Below are 17,812 nucleotides of genomic sequence, written 5' to 3'. Positions count from 1 at the left end.
TAAATTGAACATTTCTATCATAAAATGTTCAATTTATTCTCTTTTTTATTAATTTGTAGAATAATAGCTAAAGTTTGTAGATGGTAATTTAATTTTTCTTAAATTTTACTTAAAAATCTATTGACTAAATAAAACTCAAGTTGTATAATAAGACAAATATTTAAATCAGGAGGTTCTGAAGATGAAAAAGTCTAAAGCCAAGTATGCAACGCTTGCAGGTGTCGTATTAAGTGCAGGTATTTTATTAAGCGCGTGTGGAAATTCCAGCACAGCGTCAAAAACATATAACTATGTTTATGTTAGTGATCCGTCTAGTTTGAATTATCTAGCAGAAAACCGTGCAACAACTAATGATATCGTGGTTAATTTGGTAGATGGACTCATGGAAAATGACCAGTATGGAAACTATATTCCATCCTTGGCAGAGGATTGGAGTGTTTCTAAGGACGGTTTGACCTATACCTACAAACTACGTAAAGATGCTAAATGGTATACTGCAGATGGAGATGAATATGCTCCTGTAACTGCCCAAGATTTTGTAACTGGTTTGAAATATGCAGCTGATAAAAAATCAGAAGCCTTGTACTTGGTGCAAGAATCCGTTGCTGGTTTAGATGACTATATCACTGGTAAAACAACAGACTTTTCAACTGTCGGAGTCAAGGCTCTTGATGACCAAACGGTTCAATATACCTTGACACGACCAGAATCTTACTGGAACTCAAAAACAACTTCAACCATTCTCTTCCCAGTCAATGCGGATTTCTTGAAATCAAAAGGGGATGATTTTGGAAAGGTAGACCCATCTAGCATTTTGTACAATGGACCTTTCTTGATGAAATCCTTTGTTTCAAAATCTGTCATTGAATTCAAGAAAAATCCTAACTACTGGGATGCTAAAAATGTCTTTGTAGATGATGTGAAATTGGCCTATTATGATGGTAGTGACCAAGATGCACTGGCTCGTAACTTTGTAGAGGGTGCTTATAGCTACGCTCGCCTTTATCCAAATAGTTCAAGTTTTGAAGGAATTAAAGAAAAGAATAAGGACAATATCATCTATAGTTTACAGGATGCTACTTCTTACTTCTTAAACTTTAACCTAGATAGAAAATCTTATAAATTCACTTCAAAAACAAGTGATGCTGAAAAGAAATCGACTCAAGAAGCGGTTCTTAACAAGAACTTCCGTCAAGCCATTAATTTTGCCTATGACCGTACAGCTTACGGGGCTCAATCTCAGGGAGAAGATGGAGCAACTAAGATTTTGCGTAACTTGGTTGTTCCTCCAAACTTCGTAAGTATCAACGGAAAAGACTTTGGTGAAGTAGTAGCCTCTAAGATGGTGAATTATGGTAAGGAATGGCAAGGAATCAACTTTGCGGATGCTCAGGATCCATACTACAATGCTGAAAAAGCCAAGGCTAAATTTGCAGAGGCTAAGAAAGAACTCCAAGCTAAAGGAGTCCAATTCCCTATCCACTTGGACATGACAGTTGACCAAGCTGATAAAAAGGGTGTCCAAGAGGCAAATTCTATGAAGCAATCTATTGAAGCAGCCTTAGGTGCAGAGAACGTTGTAATTGATATTCAACAACTTTCTACTGAAGACTTTGATAATACAAGCTATTTGGCTCAGACTGCAGCTCAGAAGGATTACGATCTATACAACGGTGGTTGGAGTGCAGACTATCAAGATCCTTCAACCTATCTTGATGTCTTTAACGTTAATTCTGGTGGTTTGATGCAAAATCTAGGTATAGAGCCGGGTGAAGCCAATGACAAGGCCAAGGCTGTTGGGCTGGATGTCTATACTCAAATGTTGGAAGAAGCTAATGAGGAACAAGATATTGCAAAACGCTATGAAAAGTATGCTGAAATCCAAGCTTGGTTGGTAGATAGTGCTTTAGCAATTCCAAATGTTTCTAAGGGTGGAACACCAACATTGAGAAAAACAGTTCCTTTCTCATCACCATATTCATTAGCTGGTAATAAAGGTATCGAATCATATAAATACCTCAAAGTACAAGATAAAACAGTCACAAAAGATGAATATGAAAAAGCCAAAGAAAAATGGTTGAAAGAAAAAGAAGAATCTAATAAAAAAGCCCAAGAAGAATTGGCAAAACATGTCAAATAAGGATTTTTCAAGAAAAACGATGGTTTCGAATGAAGCTGTCGTTTTTATATAGAATGATGGAAAATTTGGAAGAAAAGTGCTTATATTTTCTCTTAGTTAATTGAGTTTATGCTATAATAAATATAAGAAACTACGTTCGAAAATTTACCCAATGTTGATTGAAGTATGCACATGCTAGGGTAATGTTATAGGAGGGATGTCGTCTACTGTAAAAGTAAGATAAAATACAACAAATGATAAGTTCTTCTTTATATGAAGAGTTCTTATCTGCCTATTTACTAATCGTTATGGAGGTAAAATCATGGGTGCTATTATGGAGTTTGCAACAGAAAAACAGATTGAATCATTTCTTTCAACTTGTCATATCGAGGGACAAAGGAATTTTCTGATGGCTTTCAAGAAAAAGACATGGTTGAAATCTTTTATTGATTTCTTCACTGTAGGAGGAAGTTACTATGTTCAGTCGAGCGTGAAGCCTAAGATTCTGGCATTCACACCTAAGGGGATCTACTTGATGGATATCAGTGATGTAACTGAAAATCGTTCTAATCAAGTCGTAGAGATGCCTTGGAATCAAGTTCAAGATTTTACTTATAAGCCAGTCTTGAATACAGTTAGGCTGAACTGGAACTATCAAAATGAAGTCTATATCTTTTCCGTGGATGTCGGTCAGATTAGTCAGCATGTGGGCCAGTATCAATTTAATAAAGAGCATTATGACAATTTAGCCCAACAGGATTTCTTTCGGTTAAAGTAAACCCTAGCAATCATTTTCACAAAAGAATCTGGAAGTTTTTCTGGATTCTTTTTAGCTTTACTCGATAAGTCTATAGTTTGAAACTATAACTAGCTCTTGAAAAGAAGAAAATGAGTTGATGAAAATAAGTGGTACAATAGTTACTATAGATTTGGAGGTATTGTATGAGCAAGGAATTACACATTAACACAATTTTGGCCCAGGCGGGTATCAAGTCAGACGAAGCAACAGGAGCTTTAGTGACACCGATTCATTTTTCGACGACTTATCAGCACCCAGAGTTTGGTCAGTCTACTGGATTTGACTATACGCGCACCAAAAACCCAACTCGCAGTAAGGCGGAAGAAGTCTTGGCGGCTATTGAGTCCGCAGACTATGCCCTAGCGACTAGCTCAGGTATGTCAGCTATTGTACTGGCCTTTAGCGTCTTTCCAGTAGGAAGTAAGGTCTTGGCTGTCCGTGACCTTTATGGTGGTTCTTTCCGCTGGTTCAACCAAGTGGAGCAGGAAGGCCGTTTCCATTTTACCTATGCCAATACAGAAGAAGAGTTGATTGCCGAGTTAGAAAAGGACGTGGATGTTCTCTATATCGAAACCCCAACCAATCCCTTGATGTTGGAATTTGATATCGAAAAACTAGCCAAATTGGCTCATGCTAAGGGTGCCAAAGTGGTGGTAGACAATACCTTCTACAGCCCTATCTACCAACGTCCGATTGAAGATGGAGCAGATATCGTTCTCCATTCAGCAACCAAGTATCTAGCAGGTCACAATGATGTTTTGGCTGGAGTGGTTGTGACCAATAGTTTAGAACTATACGAGAAACTCTTTTACAATCTCAATACGACAGGGGCAGTCTTGTCTCCATTTGACAGTTATCAATTGATTCGTGGTCTCAAGACCTTATCTCTTCGTATGGAGCGCTCAACATCCAATGCCCAAGAAGTGGTTGCCTTTTTGAAGGATTCTCCAGCAGTTAAGGAAGTTCTCTACACTGGTCGTGGAGGTATGATTTCCTTTAAAGTGGCGGATGAAACACGCATTCCACATATCTTGAATAGCCTCAAGGTTTTCTCTTTTGCCGAAAGTTTGGGTGGGGTAGAAAGTCTCATTACTTATCCAACGACGCAAACTCATGCTGATATTCCAGCAGAAGTGCGCCATTCTTATGGTTTGACAGATGACCTATTGCGTTTGTCGATTGGGATTGAGGATGCTAGAGATTTGATTGCAGATTTGCGCCAAGCCTTAGAAGGATAAGATAAAGATGGGAAAATATGATTTTACAAGCCTGCCCAACCGTTTAGGGCACCATACCTATAAATGGAAAGAAGCAGAAACGGATAGTGAAATCCTACCAGCTTGGATAGCGGATATGGACTTTGTAGTCTTGCCTGAAATCCGCCAAGCTGTGCAAACTTACGCTGATCAACTGGTTTATGGCTATACCTATGCCAGTGAAGAGTTAATTAAGGAAGTTCAAAAGTGGGAAGCTACACAACACGGTTACCACTTTGACAAAGAGGCTCTTGTCTTCATCGAGGGTGTGGTACCAGCCATCTCAACAGCTATTCAAGCCTTTACGAAAGAAGGCGAGGCAGTTTTGATTAACACACCTGTCTATCCACCCTTTGCACGCAGTGTCAAGTTGAACAATCGCAGATTGATTACCAATTCTTTGGTGGAAAAGGATGGTTTGTTTGAGATTGACTTTGACCAACTGGAGAAGGATTTGGTGAAAGAGAATGTTAAACTCTATATTCTCTGCAATCCTCACAATCCTGGTGGACGTGTTTGGGAAAAAGAAGTGTTGGAGAAGATTGGTCAACTCTGTCAAAAACACGGTGTTTTCTTGGTTTCGGATGAGATTCACCAAGATTTGGCCCTCTTTGGTCACAAGCATCATTCCTTCAATACTGTCAACCCTGACTTTAAAGAATTTGCTATCGTCTTGAGCAGTGCCACTAAAACCTTTAATATTGCTGGGACAAAAAATTCCTATGCAGTCATTGAAAATCCTAAGTTGCGAGTGGCTTACCAGAAACGCCAGTTGGCCAATAACCAGCATGAAATTTCAGGCTTGGGTTATTTGGCGACAGAAGCTGCCTATCGATACGGTAAAGATTGGTTAGAGGAACTCAAGCAAGTCTTTGAAGACCATATTAATTATGTGGTGGATCTATTTGGAAAAGAGACTAAAATCAAGGTCATGAAACCGCAAGGAACCTACTTGATTTGGCTTGATTTTTCAGCCTATGACCTGACTGATGAAAAATTACAAGAGCTTTTGAGAAATGAAGCCAAGGTTATCCTCAATCGTGGTTTGGATTTTGGAGAGGAAGGGAGTCTCCATGCCCGTCTCAATGTAGCTATGCCTAAATCTCTGCTGCAAGAAGTGTGTCAGCGAATTGTGACGACTTTTGCTAAACTTTAAAAATCCAGCCTTCTAGGAGAAAAGTCATCCTAGAAGGCTATTTTCATAGGCGAAAATATGGTATAATAAAAAGATAAGGTAAAGGTGAAAATATGGCTAAATTGATTCCGGGCAAAGTCCGTATCGAAGGCGTTGTCCTTTATGAAACTGGTAAGGTTGACATCATCAAGGAAAAAAACAATCGGCTCTACGCTCGCGTTGCAGAAGAAGAACTGCGCTATAGTTTAGAGGATGATTTGGTTTTTTGTGCCTGCGATTTTTTCCAAAAGAGAGGCTACTGTGTACATTTGGCAGCGCTGGAGCATTTTTTGAAAAATGATGAGCGTGGTCAGGAAATCTTGCAGAGTCTGGAAGAAGGTCATGAAGAAAAAGAGGCCGTTGAAACCAAGGTGACCTTGGGAGGCAAGTTTTTGGATCGAATTTTATCTCCAAAAACAGACCGAGCCTATGAGTTGTCGGCTGTGGGTCAGGTGGAAGCAGGAACTAATCATATCTTGTGGACGCTGAGAATCGGCCAAATTAATAGTCAAAAATACTATGTCATTCGGGATATTCCACTCTTTTTAAAAGTCGTCGAGAAGAGAAAACCTTATATGATTGGTAAAATCTATGAGGAATCCTTGTCTTGGGAATCCTTTGATGAGGCCAGCCAAGAACTTCTGACTTTCTTGCGGGGACTAGTGGAGGAAGGACAGGCTCCAGACCTCTTTTTCCAAAACCAAGGTCGGCACCTCTTTTTCCCTCTGACCTTTTTTGAGCAGGGTGTAAATTTACTGATGACCTTACCCCATTTTCAATTTGATCACCAAGTGGATAGCTACCAGACCCTACTTTTTCAGGATATGCATGCTGATGCTAATCTATTTGCCTTTACAGTAACAGAATACTCGGACTATTTTGAAATGGAAATCAGTGATAGTCCGAGGGTAAATGTCTTTTATCAGGGAGCTGTACTTTTCCATAAAGGACAGGTTTATTTTCTAAGAGACCAGCAGATGCGTCTTCTCAAGGAGATCAAAGCGCTGCCTTTGGATAAACATGGAAAAAAACACCTGCAATTTGATAGCAGTGACCGAGATAAGTTGGCTTCCTGTCTGACTCTTTTTAGCCAGATGGGGACTGTCTCAGCTCCAGAACGGTTACAAATCAAAACGTTTTCGCCCTCTTTTTACTTTGACAGGGAAGAGGATAATCGGATTCGTCTGGAAATCCAGTTTGATTATGGGGATAGACAGGTATCTAGCCGACAAGAGCTAGAAGAATTACCCTTTTCGAGTGATGCTGACTTAGAAGAAAGAGTTTTCCAAGTCTGTTTGGCAGCGGGCTTTGAAGCAGATTTTCAATCTTGGCGTCAGGCCTTAAAAGCAGAGTCTGTCTATCATTTCTTCCATGACATCATTCCAGTCTTTGAAAAACTCGGGGATGTTGCCCTATCAGATAAGTTAGAAGAACTCTATAACCTAGCTAGCCCTCAAGTGCAGATTGCTTCCAAGGGAGGTCTCTTGGAAATCCAGTTTGATTTTCAAGATATCTCCCGAGAGGAAATAGACCAAGCCATGCAGGCCTTGGTTGCCAATCAAGATTTTTACATTGGTGCGTCCAATCAAGTCTACTTTTTCGATGAAGAAACCAAGAAAATTCGCCAAAATCTACAGGAACTGGGGCAGTTTGAATTAAAAGATGGGGCCTTGCAGGCTCGAAAATCTTTGGCTTATAGTTTAGCCCATCTCTTTGAAGGACGAGATCGTATTTCTTTTTCACAAGAATTCCAGAATCTGGCCCAGGATTTGACGCATCCAGAGGACTTTCCTTTGCAAGCAACTCAGGTTCAGGCTGATTTACGAGATTATCAGGAAAAGGGAATTCGTTGGTTGCAAATGCTCCATCATTATGGTTTTGGTGGGATTTTAGCTGATGATATGGGACTTGGTAAAACCCTGCAGACCATTGCATTTTTGACCAGCCAAGTGACAAAAGAAAGTCGAGTCTTGATTCTCGCTCCGTCGGGTTTGATTTACAACTGGGCAGATGAATTTCAGAAATTTGCTCCACAGTTGGATGTGGTTGTTGTTCATGGTTTGAAAGCTAGTCGTGAGGAGATTCTTGCCGAGAGCCATCAAATCTATGTGACGAGCTATGCTACCTTCCGTCAGGATAGTGATCTTTATCAGGGGATGGCCTTTGACTTCCTTTTCTTAGATGAAGCTCAGGTCATGAAAAATTCCCAAACTAAGATTGCCCAGACCTTGAGACAATTTGTGGTGCCGTCAGTCTTTGCCTTGTCAGGAACTCCTATTGAAAACCATCTGGGTGAGTTGTGGTCTATTTTCCAAATCGTCATGCCAGGACTTTTGCCAAGCAAGAAAGAATTTATGAAATTACCAGCTGAGCGAGTAGCTCAGTTTATCAAGCCTTTCGTGATGCGGCGCAAGAAAGAAGAAGTTCTGACTGAATTGCCAGACTTGATTGAAGTGGTTTATAAAAATGAACTGGAAGATCAGCAAAAGGCTATTTACCTAGCCCAGCTACAACAGATGCGTGACCGTCTGGCTCAAGTGTCAGATCAGGAATTTCAGCGAAGTCGGGTGGAAATCTTGTCTGGTCTGATGCGCTTGCGCCAAATCTGTGACACCCCTGCCCTCTTTATGGAGGATTATCAGGGTGCCAGTGGTAAACTGGATAGTCTCCGAGACCTGCTGGTACAGGTGGCAGACGGCGGACACCGTGTCTTGATTTTCTCACAGTTCAAGGGAATGTTGGAGAAAATTGAACAAGAAATGCCAGACTTGGGCTTGACTTCCTTTAAAATTACCGGTTCGACCCCAGCCAAGGAAAGACAAGACATGACCAAGGCCTTTAACCAAGGAGAAAGAGATGCCTTTCTGATTTCCCTTAAGGCTGGTGGTGTCGGTCTGAATCTGACAGGTGCTGATACGGTTATTTTGGTTGACCTTTGGTGGAATCCTGCGGTGGAAGCGCAAGCCATTGGCCGTGCCCATCGGATGGGTCAGGAAGAAACGGTTGAGGTTTATCGCTTGGTGACCAAGGGAACCATTGAAGAAAAAATTCAGGAACTCCAAGAACAAAAGAAACATCTGGTGTCACAAGTATTGGATGGCACAGAGTCACGTGGCAGTCTGACCCTAGCAGAAATTAGAGAAATTTTAGGAATTTCTGAAGCCAGCACTTGAAAAATCAAGACAATACGCTATAATGAAGTGTTGAAAGGAAATAGAAAATGAGAGAAGAACGATTTCCATTAGTGTCAGATGATGAGGTCATGCTTACTGAGATGCCGGTTATGGACCTCTATGATGAGTCTGACTTTATCAGTAATATCAAGGGAGAATACCGTGATAAGAATTATCTGGAGTGGGCCCCTATTACTGAAGAAAGACCAGAAAAAACGATTGAAAAGCCAGTAGAGAAACCTAAGAAGGCTAGCTTAGGAGTAAAAAAAGAAGGAAAGAGCTATGCGGAGGTGGCGCGTGAAGAAGCGCGTGCGGACTTGAAAAAGAAACGCTCAGCAAGTTATCTGACTAAGGATATTACTCCTACAAGACGCCATTCTCAGCCAAGTCTAGTTAGACAGGGCAATCAACCTACAGCTCCTTTCCAAAAGGAAAATCCTGGTGAATTTGTCAAATATAGCCAAAAATTGACCCAGTCTCATTATATCTTGGCGGAAGAAGTGAACAATATTTCGACTCAAGCTGAGCCAAAAGAAACTTCAAGTCCAAAGAAAAACAACTATGATTTTCTGAAGAAGAGCCAAATCTACAATAAAAAGAATCAACAAAAAGAACAAGAACGTCAGGTGGCCCAAGAGTTGAATCTGACAAGAATTACGGAATAGGGGAGAAAACATGTCAAAGACATATCATTTTATCGGAATTAAAGGATCAGGGATGAGTGCCTTGGCCTTGATGTTGCACCAAATGGGGCATAAGGTACAGGGATCAGATGTTGAAAAGTACTACTTTACTCAACGTGGTCTTGAGCAGGCAGGGATTACTATTCTTCCTTTTGATGAAAAGAATCTAGACGGTGATATGGAAATTATCGCTGGAAATGCCTTTCGTCCAGATAACAATGTCGAAATTGCCTATGCAGACCAAAATGGCATTAGCTACAAACGCTACCATGAGTTCCTAGGTAGCTTTATGCGCGACTTTGTTAGCATGGGAGTAGCTGGAGCACATGGAAAAACTTCAACTACAGGTATGTTGTCTCATGTCTTGTCTCATATCACAGATACTAGCTTCTTGATTGGAGATGGGACCGGTCGTGGTTCAGCCAATGCCAAATATTTTGTCTTTGAATCTGACGAATACGAGCGTCACTTTATGCCTTATCACCCAGAATACTCTATTATCACCAACATTGACTTTGACCATCCAGACTATTTCACAAGTCTAGAGGATGTTTTCAATGCCTTTAACGACTATGCTAAACAAATTACCAAAGGTTTGTTTATCTACGGTGAAGATGCTGAATTGCGTAAGATTACGTCTGATGCACCAATTTATTATTATGGTTTTGAAGCAGAAGTCAATGATTTTGTAGCTAGCGATCTTCTTCGTTCAACAACTGGTTCAACCTTCACAGTTCATTTCCGTGGTCAAGAATTAGGGCAATTCCATATTCCAACCTTTGGTCGTCACAATATCATGAATGCGACAGCCGTTATTGGATTGCTTTACACAGCAGGATTTGATTTGAACTTGGTGCGTGAACACTTGAAAACATTTGCCGGTGTTAAGCGTCGTTTCACTGAGAAAATTGTCAATGACACGGTGATTATCGATGACTTTGCCCACCATCCAACAGAAATTATTGCGACCTTGGATGCGGCTCGTCAGAAATACCCAAGCAAGGAAATTGTTGCAGTCTTCCAACCGCATACTTTTACAAGAACCATTGCCTTGTTGGACGAATTTGCCCACGCTTTGAACCAAGCGGATGCTGTTTATCTAGCCCAAATTTATGGATCTGCTCGTGAAGTAGACCATGGTGATGTTAAGGTAGAAGACCTAGCCAATAAAATCAATAAGAAACACCAAGTTATCACTGTTGAAAATGTTTCTCCACTCCTAGACCATGACAATGCTGTCTATGTCTTTATGGGAGCAGGAGATATTCAAACCTATGAATACTCATTTGAACGTCTCTTGTCTAATTTGACAAGTAATGTTCAATAGGATGTTCCCATGGAAATTCCAATTAAGATCATTCAGGCAAGTAAGTCTGATTTGGCTGAGATAGAGACACTTCAGTCTTCATCTTTTCCAGCTGAAAATCAGCAACCTTCCCATATTTTAGAAGAAAGTATCCGTAAGTGTGCGGATACCTTTCTTCTAGCTAGGGATGAAAATCAGCTTCTGGGCTATGTTCTAGGCGATCCTCAGCCACATAATCCGCAATGTCTAGAAATGCATTCTTTAGTCATTGACTCTGGCCATCAGAGACAGGGCTTGGGCACGCTTCTTCTTGCGGCCTTGAAAGAGGTGGCGGTTGAGCTGGATTACAAAGCTATTCGTTTGAAGAGTCCTGATGAGTTGCTATCCTATTTTGAAATGAACGGTTTTATTGATGAAGAAACTTCCCTTTATGCAGCTAGTCAAGGTTTTAGTATGATTTGGTTTAATCCCTTTTATCTGGAGGCACAATGAAAATCAGGAAAGCAAGATTAGAAGATTTAGATCGTATCGTTGAGATTGAACTAGAAAATTTCTCACTTGAAGAAGCCATTCCTCGCTCGGTTTTTGAAGCTCATTTGCGAAAAATTCAGACCTCGTTTCTGGTTGCAGAAAAAGAAGGCAGAATCATGGGGTATATAGAAGGGCCAGTTGGACCATACCGCCATCTGCAAGATCAGTCTTTTACAGAAGAGATAGAAGATTATAGTCATGAGCCGAGTGGTTATATCTCTGTGACCTGTCTTTCTATTGCCAAGGAAGCACAGGGCCTTGGACTTGGTCAAAAATTATTAACAGCCTTGAAAGAGTTGGCTCTTGAACACGAAAGAGAAGGTATTAACCTAACCTGTCATGACTATCTCATCGCCTACTACGAAAAACATGGATTTGTCAATGAAGGCCGGTCTCAGTCAACCTTTGCAGGGGAAACCTGGTATGATATGGTCTGGGAAGCTAAAAAATAAGCGAGAAAAGCATGCTAGGTTGCTTTTCTTTCGTTTTTAAGATATAATATTATGGATTGTCAACGAGGAGGATAAACTTTTGAGTGAAAAAACAAGAGAAGACGAAAAATTAAGCTTTAAAGAGCAAATTTTACGTGATTTAGAGAGAGTAAAAAAACAAGATAGAAGTGAGCAAGAAAACGAGATTACAAGTTTTGAAACTCCTTTATCTCAAGAAGATTCAGTAGATCCTTCAACTCAGGAACATGAACCTTCAGCAGAAGAGTTGATGGCTAATTCTCTTTCTGTTGTGGATCAAATATTAAAGAATGCTCCTGGTGTTCCATCACGTTCTAATAATATTTCGGATGAAATTGCAGGAAATGAAGAAGTTGCAGAACCTAAAATTGAAGCGGTAGTTGAACCAGTAGAACCTGTTTTCGAGCCAGTTCAACCAAAAGTAGAACCTGTAAAACTTAACGAAGACAAAGAATTTAACGAGATTCCAACAAAGGTTGCGGTGTCGTATAAAACAAGTAGACAACAGGAAGAAGTTAGTACTCCTGCAGTGGATAATGAGCTATCTGAGTTAGCTGAATCGGCAGATAGCCTAGGTTCAGTTCCTAGACGTAGTCGCCGTGAGACAGTTAAACCAGTTAAGAAGAAAAAATCACATTTGAAGGCATTCTTCATTTCTCTACTGATTTTCCTAGCCTTGATTTCGGCAGGTGGTTACTTCGGTTATCAGTATGTTCAGTCATCTTTATTACCAGTTGATGCTAATTCTAAGCAGTATGTAACCGTTCAAATCCCGGAAGGATCTAATGTCCAAGAGATCGGATCAACTCTTGAACATTCTGGTGTGATTAAACACGGTGTGATTTTTGCTTTTTATGCTAAATATAAGAATTATTCAGATCTGAAGGCTGGATATTACAATTTGCAAAAGAGCATGAGTACAGAGGATATCATCAAGGAACTTCAAAAAGGTGGTACTCCTGAACCTCAAGAACCGTCACTTGCAGATTTGACCATTCCAGAGGGCTATACAATTGAGCAAATTGCCCAAGCTGTAGGCCAATTACAAGGTGAATTCAAAGAACCTTTGACAGCGGAAGCTTTCTTGGCTAAAGTTCAAGATGACAACTTTATCAGTCAAGAAGTTGCTAAATATCCAAATCTACTCGAAAGCTTGCCAACGAAAGAAAGTGGAGTTCGTTACCGTTTGGAAGGTTATCTTTTCCCAGCGACCTACTCTATCAAGGAAAGCACAACTATTGAAAGCTTGATTGATGAGATGCTGGCAGCTATGGATAAGACTTTGACTCCGCACTATAGTGCAATCAAGTCTAAAAACTTGACAGTTAATGAATTGCTAACAATTGCTTCACTTGTTGAAAAAGAAGGTGCTAAGACTGAAGACCGTAAGTTGATTGCAGGTGTCTTCTACAATCGTTTGAACCTTGGTATGCCACTTCAAAGCAATATTGCAATCTTGTATGCCCAAGGGAAACTTGGCCAAAATATTAGCCTAGCAGATGATGCTGGAATTGACACATCGATTAATTCACCATATAATGTTTATACCAAACCTGGTTTGATGCCTGGTCCAGTAGATAGTCCAAGTCAGGACGCGATTGAAGCAAGTATCAACCAAACAAAGAGTGAGAACCTCTACTTTGTAGCAAATGTTACAGATGGTAAAGTCTATTACGCAGTGACACAGGAAGAACATGATCGTAATGTAGCTGAGCACGTCAATAGCAAGCTTACTCAAAATAGTAGTTCAAACTAAGACTACAAAAATGAGAATCTCAGATAGAGATTCAATACTATCGAAAGAAAGTTGAGAAAAATGGCAGAAAAAACATATCCTATGACCCTTGCGGAAAAGGAAAAACTTGAAAAAGAATTAGAAGAATTGAAATTGGTCCGCCGACCAGAAGTGGTAGAACGCATAAAGATTGCTCGTTCGTACGGTGACCTTTCAGAAAACAGTGAATACGAAGCAGCTAAGGATGAACAAGCCTTTGTCGAAGGACAAATCTCTAGCTTGGAAACAAAAATCCGTTATGCTGAAATCGTCAATAGCGACTCAGTTGCCCAAGACGAAGTAGCGATTGGTAAAACAGTTACTATCCAAGAAATTGGTGAGGACGAAGAAGAAGTTTATATTATCGTAGGTTCAGCTGGTGCAGATGCCTTTGCAGGAAAGGTTTCAAATGAAAGCCCAATTGGACAAGCCTTGATTGGCAAGAAAACAGGTGATACAGCAACAATTGAAACACCTGTTGGTAGCTATGATGTAAAAATTTTGAAGGTTGAAAAAACAGCCTAAAAATAGAAAAAAGGAGTGGGGAGGCAGTGCGCTTCACTCACTCCTTTTTCCATTTTAAATTGAATTGGAGACGTTATGAGTTCAAAGAAGAAAAAAAATAAGATGGAGCGTGGTCTAACCAATCGTCACGTACAGGTTATGGCCATTGCGGGAACAATCGGAACAGGACTCTTTTTGGGAGCAGGTCGCTCTATCAGCTTAACAGGTCCTTCCATTGTACTGATTTATATGATTACTGGAGCTTTCATGTTCCTCATGATGCGTGCGGTTGGGGAAATGCTCTACCAAGACCCTGAGCAACATACCTTTATCAACTTTATCACGCGCCATTTGGGTAAGGGCTGGGGTTATTTCTCAGTTTGGTCTTACTGGTTATCCGTTGTCTTTATCGGTATGGCGGAAATCACTGCTATCTCTCACTATGTTCAGTTTTGGTTCCCTAGCTGGCCAAGTTGGATGATTGAGATTGGATTTTTGACTATTCTAGCCTTAGTAAATCTGATTGCGGTGAAGCTCTTTGGGGAAGTTGAGTTTTGGTTTGCTATGGTCAAGATTGTGGCTATTTTAGCTATGATTGCCACAGGAGTCTTTATGGTCTTGACAGGCTTTAAGACACCACATGGAGTAGCAAGTTTGGCTAATATCACCGATAATTTCTCCCTATTCCCAAATGGTGGAGTAAACTTTGTCATGGCCTTCCAGATGGTTTTCTTTGCCTACCTCATGATTGAGTTTATTGGGGTAACGACTTCTGAAACAAAAAATCCTCGTCAGGTATTGCCAAAAGCTGTTAAGGAAATTCCATTACGTATTGCCTTTTTCTATGGAGGAGCCCTATTAGCCATCATGGCTATCATTCCGTGGCGTGAGCTTGCATCGGCTGATTCTCCCTTTGTTACAGTATTTGAATTGGCCGGTATCAAGTGGGCGGCAGCCTTAATTAACTTCGTCGTTTTGACCTCAGCAGCATCTGCTCTTAACTCAACCCTTTATTCAACAGGTCGTCACTTGTATCAGATTGCCCATGATTCACCAAACCCATTCTTAAAGGCTATTAAGGCAGATACTCTTTCTCGCCATAATGTGCCACAAAATGCCATCATCGCTTCAGCAATCTTGATTGCTCTAGCAGCCTTTATCAATGTCTTGCCAGGTGTTTCGGATGCTTTTGCCTTGATTACAGCATCATCATCAGGTGTCTACATTGCCATTTATATCTTGATTATGGTGGCTCACCTTAAGTATCGCAAGTCACCAGACTTTATGGCGGATGGCTATCTCATGCCCCATTATCGTTTCTTAAATCCTTTAACCATGCTCTTCTTTGCCTTTGTCTTTGTAACCCTCTTTTTGCAAGAGTCTACCTTTGTAGGAGCAATTGGTTCAGCTATCTGGATTATCGGTTTCGGGATTTATAGCCAGTGGAAATTTAGAAAATAGATTAAAGACTCATCAACTCAAGTTGGTGGGTTTTTGCTAGTTTGACAGTCTTTGGAAATAAGACTATAATCAAGCTGTAACAGTATTTAAGGAGATTTAGATGTACTTTAGATTGGAAAATGAGAAATCCCAGAAAGCACAAGAAATTGGGAATTTGATTCGTGCTTATAACCGTTCCAAAAGAGAAGAGGCTGAAAGTGAGCCATTGAATCTTTATGTTGAAGATGAGATGGGCAATCTCTTGGCTGGCTTGGTGGCTGAGACTTTTGGAAATTGGTTGCAAATTGAGTATTTGTTTGTGAAAGAGGAGTTACGAGGGCAAGGAATCGGTTCAAAACTATTGCAACAGGCAGAAAGTGAAGCTAAGAATCGAAACTGTCGTTTTGCTTTTGTCAATACCCACCAGTTTCAAGCTCCAGATTTTTATAAAATGCATGGCTACAAGGAAGTCTTTAGGTTACAAGACTATCCCTACATTGGGCAAAGATATTATTACCAAAAGAATTTGTAAGGTGAATATGAAAGTATAAGGCAAAGAGGGGTTCTTGACATAAGTATGAAGGGGATTCTCGATAAATACCAGTTAAATCCCACACATTATGTCTTTCTAGGTGATATTGAGGACAATACAATTGCAGCTGAGAAATTGGGAATCAAGGTCTATAAGGTTAAGAAAAGAAGTGATGTCGTCGATATTTTGAAATCCTATATTTAAACTTAACACTCTCTATTTTTTATGGTAGAGAGTTTTTTGTTAATAAAAATTTACAAAATGACATTTATATATTGCATTAAGTTAGATATATGATATAATGTTGTTAAAAAGAGGCGCAACTTTTTAAAATTAATGATGATCAAAGAGAAAACCAAGAATATTAATGGAGGAATTAAAAAATGGAAGTTATAAATGTAAGTAAAAATTATGGTCATTCAACCATTCTCAAAGATATAAATTTCTCACTTAATAAGGGTGAAATTGTTGGTCTAGTAGGGAGAAACGGAGTTGGCAAGAGTACATTGATGAAAATTCTTGTTCAGAATAATCAACCGAATTTAGGGAATATTATAAGTAGTGATAATGTTGGGTATTTAATCGAAGAACCAAAATTATTTTTATCTAAAACAGGTTTAGAGAATTTAAAATATTTGTCAAATTTATATGGTATTGACTACAATCAAGAAAGATTTGGAAGTTTGATCCAAGAGTTAGATTTGACTCAGTCTATTAATAAAAAAGTAAAGACCTATTCTTTGGGTACAAAACAAAAATTAGCTTTGCTTCTAACTCTCGTTACGGAACCTGATATATTGATTTTAGATGAACCGACTAATGGTTTAGATATTGAATCATCACAAATAGTTTTAGCGGTTCTAAAAAATTTAGCTTTACATGAAAATGTGGGAATTTTAATATCGAGTCATAAATTAGAAGATATTGAAGAAATTTGTGAGAGAGTCCTTTTCTTGGAGAACGGGCTTTTGACATTCCAAAAAGTAGGAAAAGATAGTCATAATTGCTTGTTTGAGATAGCTTTTTCATCAGCTACAGATAAAGACATTTTTATTACCAAACAAGAATTTGGGGATATTGTTCAGGAAGAGGGACTGAAAATTACTATGTCTGGGAATGTTCAAAGTAGTGAGCTTTTTAAATTTTTTAACGAAAACTCTATTAAAGTAGTTGATTTTGAAACTAAAAAAGAGACGCTTAAAGATATTTATCTAAATCGTTCAAAATAAAGAAAGGTTATAATCATGAAATTAAATAAATTGAATTTTCTTAAGGAAAATATAAGAGATTTATATTCATCAGGCGTAATATATCTCGGATTGATTATCTCGTTTATACCGCCGATACTGGTTACATTCTTTATTCTAAAGACTCAAGGGACATCACTTGGTATTAAGCATATTTCAAATTTTTATGCTATGCTCGGTATGTTAATGGCTGTTATACATGCTAACCGAGTCATTAGTAGAGATTTTTCTCACAATACGGTAAGTTTGTTTTATAATCAACAGAAAAATCGGATGATTTACGTCTTGTCTAATTTTCTATATGCCATCTCAGTTTCCATTATTTATGCTTTGAATGGTATTGTGTTACTAGTCATCGTAAGTAAATTGGGTGTTCCAGGTGATTTAGGATTAGATTTTATAGTAGCTATTGTAGTCAATACAATTTTGTTAGTCCTATTTTATTTTCTATTATCTTACATTTTCTATTTATACAAATTGAAAAGTGGCTTGATATTTGGTATTTTAGTAGCTTTACTACTCTTTATCCCTAATATATTAAATACGATTATGATGAATACTAGTAATGATTTGTTTATCAAAGCAATTGAACTTCTTCCTTTTTATTCTTTACCTGTATTTGTGGCTTCAAATACGATGTCTATTAGTCAGTATCTTGTGGCAACCACTACAATCATTTTATTGTACTTTTTCACTCTCAAGAAAAGCAAGAAGTATTCATTTTAGTTTTATTTAGTATTATTTTGCATACCTAAAATACAGTAAAAAATCAGTCATCTTGCTATGCTCATGCTCTTGTTGTGT

16 protein-coding genes are annotated in these 17,812 nt (G+C 39.1%); all 16 read left to right on the top strand.

Annotation, left to right across the window (positions count from 1 at the left end; all coding sequences use genetic code 11):
* Positions 1-181: 181 nt before the first annotated feature.
* A complete protein-coding gene (locus KUA57_RS05520) occupies positions 182-2,140 on the top strand; it encodes a peptide ABC transporter substrate-binding protein (protein ID WP_218493813.1) in 1,959 nt (652 codons plus the stop codon).
* Between the two features lie 301 nt (positions 2,141-2,441).
* Positions 2,442-2,897 (top strand): hypothetical protein, encoded by a 456-nt coding sequence (locus KUA57_RS05515; protein ID WP_218493812.1) that lies wholly within the window; start codon positions 2,442-2,444, stop codon positions 2,895-2,897.
* A 164-nt stretch (positions 2,898-3,061) separates the two neighbouring features.
* Positions 3,062-4,156: a cystathionine gamma-synthase gene (locus KUA57_RS05510; RefSeq protein ID WP_004269779.1), complete on the top strand. Its 1,095-nt coding sequence runs from the start codon at positions 3,062-3,064 to the stop codon at positions 4,154-4,156.
* A gap of 7 nt (positions 4,157-4,163) precedes the next feature.
* Positions 4,164-5,330: a MalY/PatB family protein gene (locus KUA57_RS05505; RefSeq protein ID WP_218493811.1), complete on the top strand. Its 1,167-nt coding sequence runs from the start codon at positions 4,164-4,166 to the stop codon at positions 5,328-5,330.
* A gap of 92 nt (positions 5,331-5,422) precedes the next feature.
* Complete coding sequence (locus KUA57_RS05500; protein ID WP_218493810.1) at positions 5,423-8,521, top strand: pilus expression-regulating Snf2 family helicase; 3,099 nt, start codon at positions 5,423-5,425, stop codon at positions 8,519-8,521.
* Between the two features lie 47 nt (positions 8,522-8,568).
* Positions 8,569-9,186 carry a divisome accessory protein ZapJ gene (gene zapJ, locus KUA57_RS05495; protein ID WP_125416852.1) on the top strand — a complete coding sequence of 206 codons (618 nt, stop codon included), beginning with the start codon at positions 8,569-8,571 and terminating at the stop codon, positions 9,184-9,186.
* 10 nt (positions 9,187-9,196) lie between these two features.
* Positions 9,197-10,531, top strand: a complete 1,335-nt coding sequence (gene murC / locus KUA57_RS05490) for a UDP-N-acetylmuramate--L-alanine ligase (protein ID WP_218493809.1) — start codon at positions 9,197-9,199, stop codon at positions 10,529-10,531.
* 9 nt (positions 10,532-10,540) lie between these two features.
* Positions 10,541-11,002, top strand: a complete 462-nt coding sequence (locus KUA57_RS05485) for a GNAT family N-acetyltransferase (protein ID WP_218493808.1) — start codon at positions 10,541-10,543, stop codon at positions 11,000-11,002.
* A complete protein-coding gene (locus KUA57_RS05480; protein ID WP_020902221.1) occupies positions 10,999-11,493 on the top strand; it encodes a GNAT family N-acetyltransferase in 495 nt (164 codons plus the stop codon). Before KUA57_RS05485 ends, KUA57_RS05480 begins: the two co-directional genes overlap by 4 nt.
* Positions 11,494-11,572: 79 nt before the next feature.
* Positions 11,573-13,267 carry an endolytic transglycosylase MltG gene (gene mltG, locus KUA57_RS05475; protein ID WP_218493807.1) on the top strand — a complete coding sequence of 565 codons (1,695 nt, stop codon included), beginning with the start codon at positions 11,573-11,575 and terminating at the stop codon, positions 13,265-13,267.
* A 60-nt stretch (positions 13,268-13,327) separates the two neighbouring features.
* Entirely contained in the window at positions 13,328-13,810 is a 483-nt protein-coding gene (gene greA / locus KUA57_RS05470; RefSeq protein ID WP_000818750.1) for a transcription elongation factor GreA, read from the top strand.
* A 75-nt stretch (positions 13,811-13,885) separates the two neighbouring features.
* Positions 13,886-15,250, top strand: a complete 1,365-nt coding sequence (locus KUA57_RS05465) for an amino acid permease (protein WP_023947824.1) — start codon at positions 13,886-13,888, stop codon at positions 15,248-15,250.
* 100 nt (positions 15,251-15,350) lie between these two features.
* Complete coding sequence (locus KUA57_RS05460) at positions 15,351-15,761, top strand: GNAT family N-acetyltransferase (protein WP_218493806.1); 411 nt, start codon at positions 15,351-15,353, stop codon at positions 15,759-15,761.
* 45 nt (positions 15,762-15,806) lie between these two features.
* Complete coding sequence (locus tag KUA57_RS05455) at positions 15,807-15,965, top strand: hypothetical protein (protein ID WP_218493805.1); 159 nt, start codon at positions 15,807-15,809, stop codon at positions 15,963-15,965.
* A gap of 179 nt (positions 15,966-16,144) precedes the next feature.
* Positions 16,145-16,990 carry an ABC transporter ATP-binding protein gene (locus KUA57_RS05450; protein ID WP_218493804.1) on the top strand — a complete coding sequence of 282 codons (846 nt, stop codon included), beginning with the start codon at positions 16,145-16,147 and terminating at the stop codon, positions 16,988-16,990.
* A gap of 15 nt (positions 16,991-17,005) precedes the next feature.
* Positions 17,006-17,734 carry a hypothetical protein gene (locus tag KUA57_RS05445; protein ID WP_218493803.1) on the top strand — a complete coding sequence of 243 codons (729 nt, stop codon included), beginning with the start codon at positions 17,006-17,008 and terminating at the stop codon, positions 17,732-17,734.
* The last annotated feature ends 78 nt before the right edge of the window (positions 17,735-17,812 follow it).

The organism is Streptococcus vulneris (genome assembly GCF_019218685.1).
Classification (GTDB): Bacteria; Bacillota; Bacilli; order Lactobacillales; family Streptococcaceae; genus Streptococcus; species Streptococcus vulneris.
This window is presented reverse-complemented; position numbering and strand designations above follow the sequence as displayed.

Excerpts from the sequence above, each read along its gene's own strand:
- KUA57_RS05460 (WP_218493806.1), top strand. The coding sequence starts at position 15,351 with ATGTACTTTAGATTGGAAAATGAGAAATCCCAGAAAGCACAAGAAATT.
- KUA57_RS05455 (WP_218493805.1), top strand. The coding sequence starts at position 15,807 with ATGAAGGGGATTCTCGATAAATACCAGTTAAATCCCACACATTATGTC.
- KUA57_RS05465 (WP_023947824.1), top strand. The coding sequence starts at position 13,886 with ATGAGTTCAAAGAAGAAAAAAAATAAGATGGAGCGTGGTCTAACCAAT.
- KUA57_RS05515 (WP_218493812.1), top strand. The coding sequence starts at position 2,442 with ATGGGTGCTATTATGGAGTTTGCAACAGAAAAACAGATTGAATCATTT.
- KUA57_RS05500 (WP_218493810.1), top strand. The coding sequence starts at position 5,423 with ATGGCTAAATTGATTCCGGGCAAAGTCCGTATCGAAGGCGTTGTCCTT.
- KUA57_RS05450 (WP_218493804.1), top strand. The coding sequence starts at position 16,145 with ATGGAAGTTATAAATGTAAGTAAAAATTATGGTCATTCAACCATTCTC.
- KUA57_RS05485 (WP_218493808.1), top strand. The coding sequence starts at position 10,541 with ATGGAAATTCCAATTAAGATCATTCAGGCAAGTAAGTCTGATTTGGCT.
- greA (WP_000818750.1), top strand. The coding sequence starts at position 13,328 with ATGGCAGAAAAAACATATCCTATGACCCTTGCGGAAAAGGAAAAACTT.
- KUA57_RS05445 (WP_218493803.1), top strand. The coding sequence starts at position 17,006 with ATGAAATTAAATAAATTGAATTTTCTTAAGGAAAATATAAGAGATTTA.
- KUA57_RS05480 (WP_020902221.1), top strand. The coding sequence starts at position 10,999 with ATGAAAATCAGGAAAGCAAGATTAGAAGATTTAGATCGTATCGTTGAG.
- KUA57_RS05510 (WP_004269779.1), top strand. The coding sequence starts at position 3,062 with ATGAGCAAGGAATTACACATTAACACAATTTTGGCCCAGGCGGGTATC.
- KUA57_RS05505 (WP_218493811.1), top strand. The coding sequence starts at position 4,164 with ATGGGAAAATATGATTTTACAAGCCTGCCCAACCGTTTAGGGCACCAT.
- KUA57_RS05520 (WP_218493813.1), top strand. The coding sequence starts at position 182 with ATGAAAAAGTCTAAAGCCAAGTATGCAACGCTTGCAGGTGTCGTATTA.
- murC (WP_218493809.1), top strand. The coding sequence starts at position 9,197 with ATGTCAAAGACATATCATTTTATCGGAATTAAAGGATCAGGGATGAGT.
- zapJ (WP_125416852.1), top strand. The coding sequence starts at position 8,569 with ATGAGAGAAGAACGATTTCCATTAGTGTCAGATGATGAGGTCATGCTT.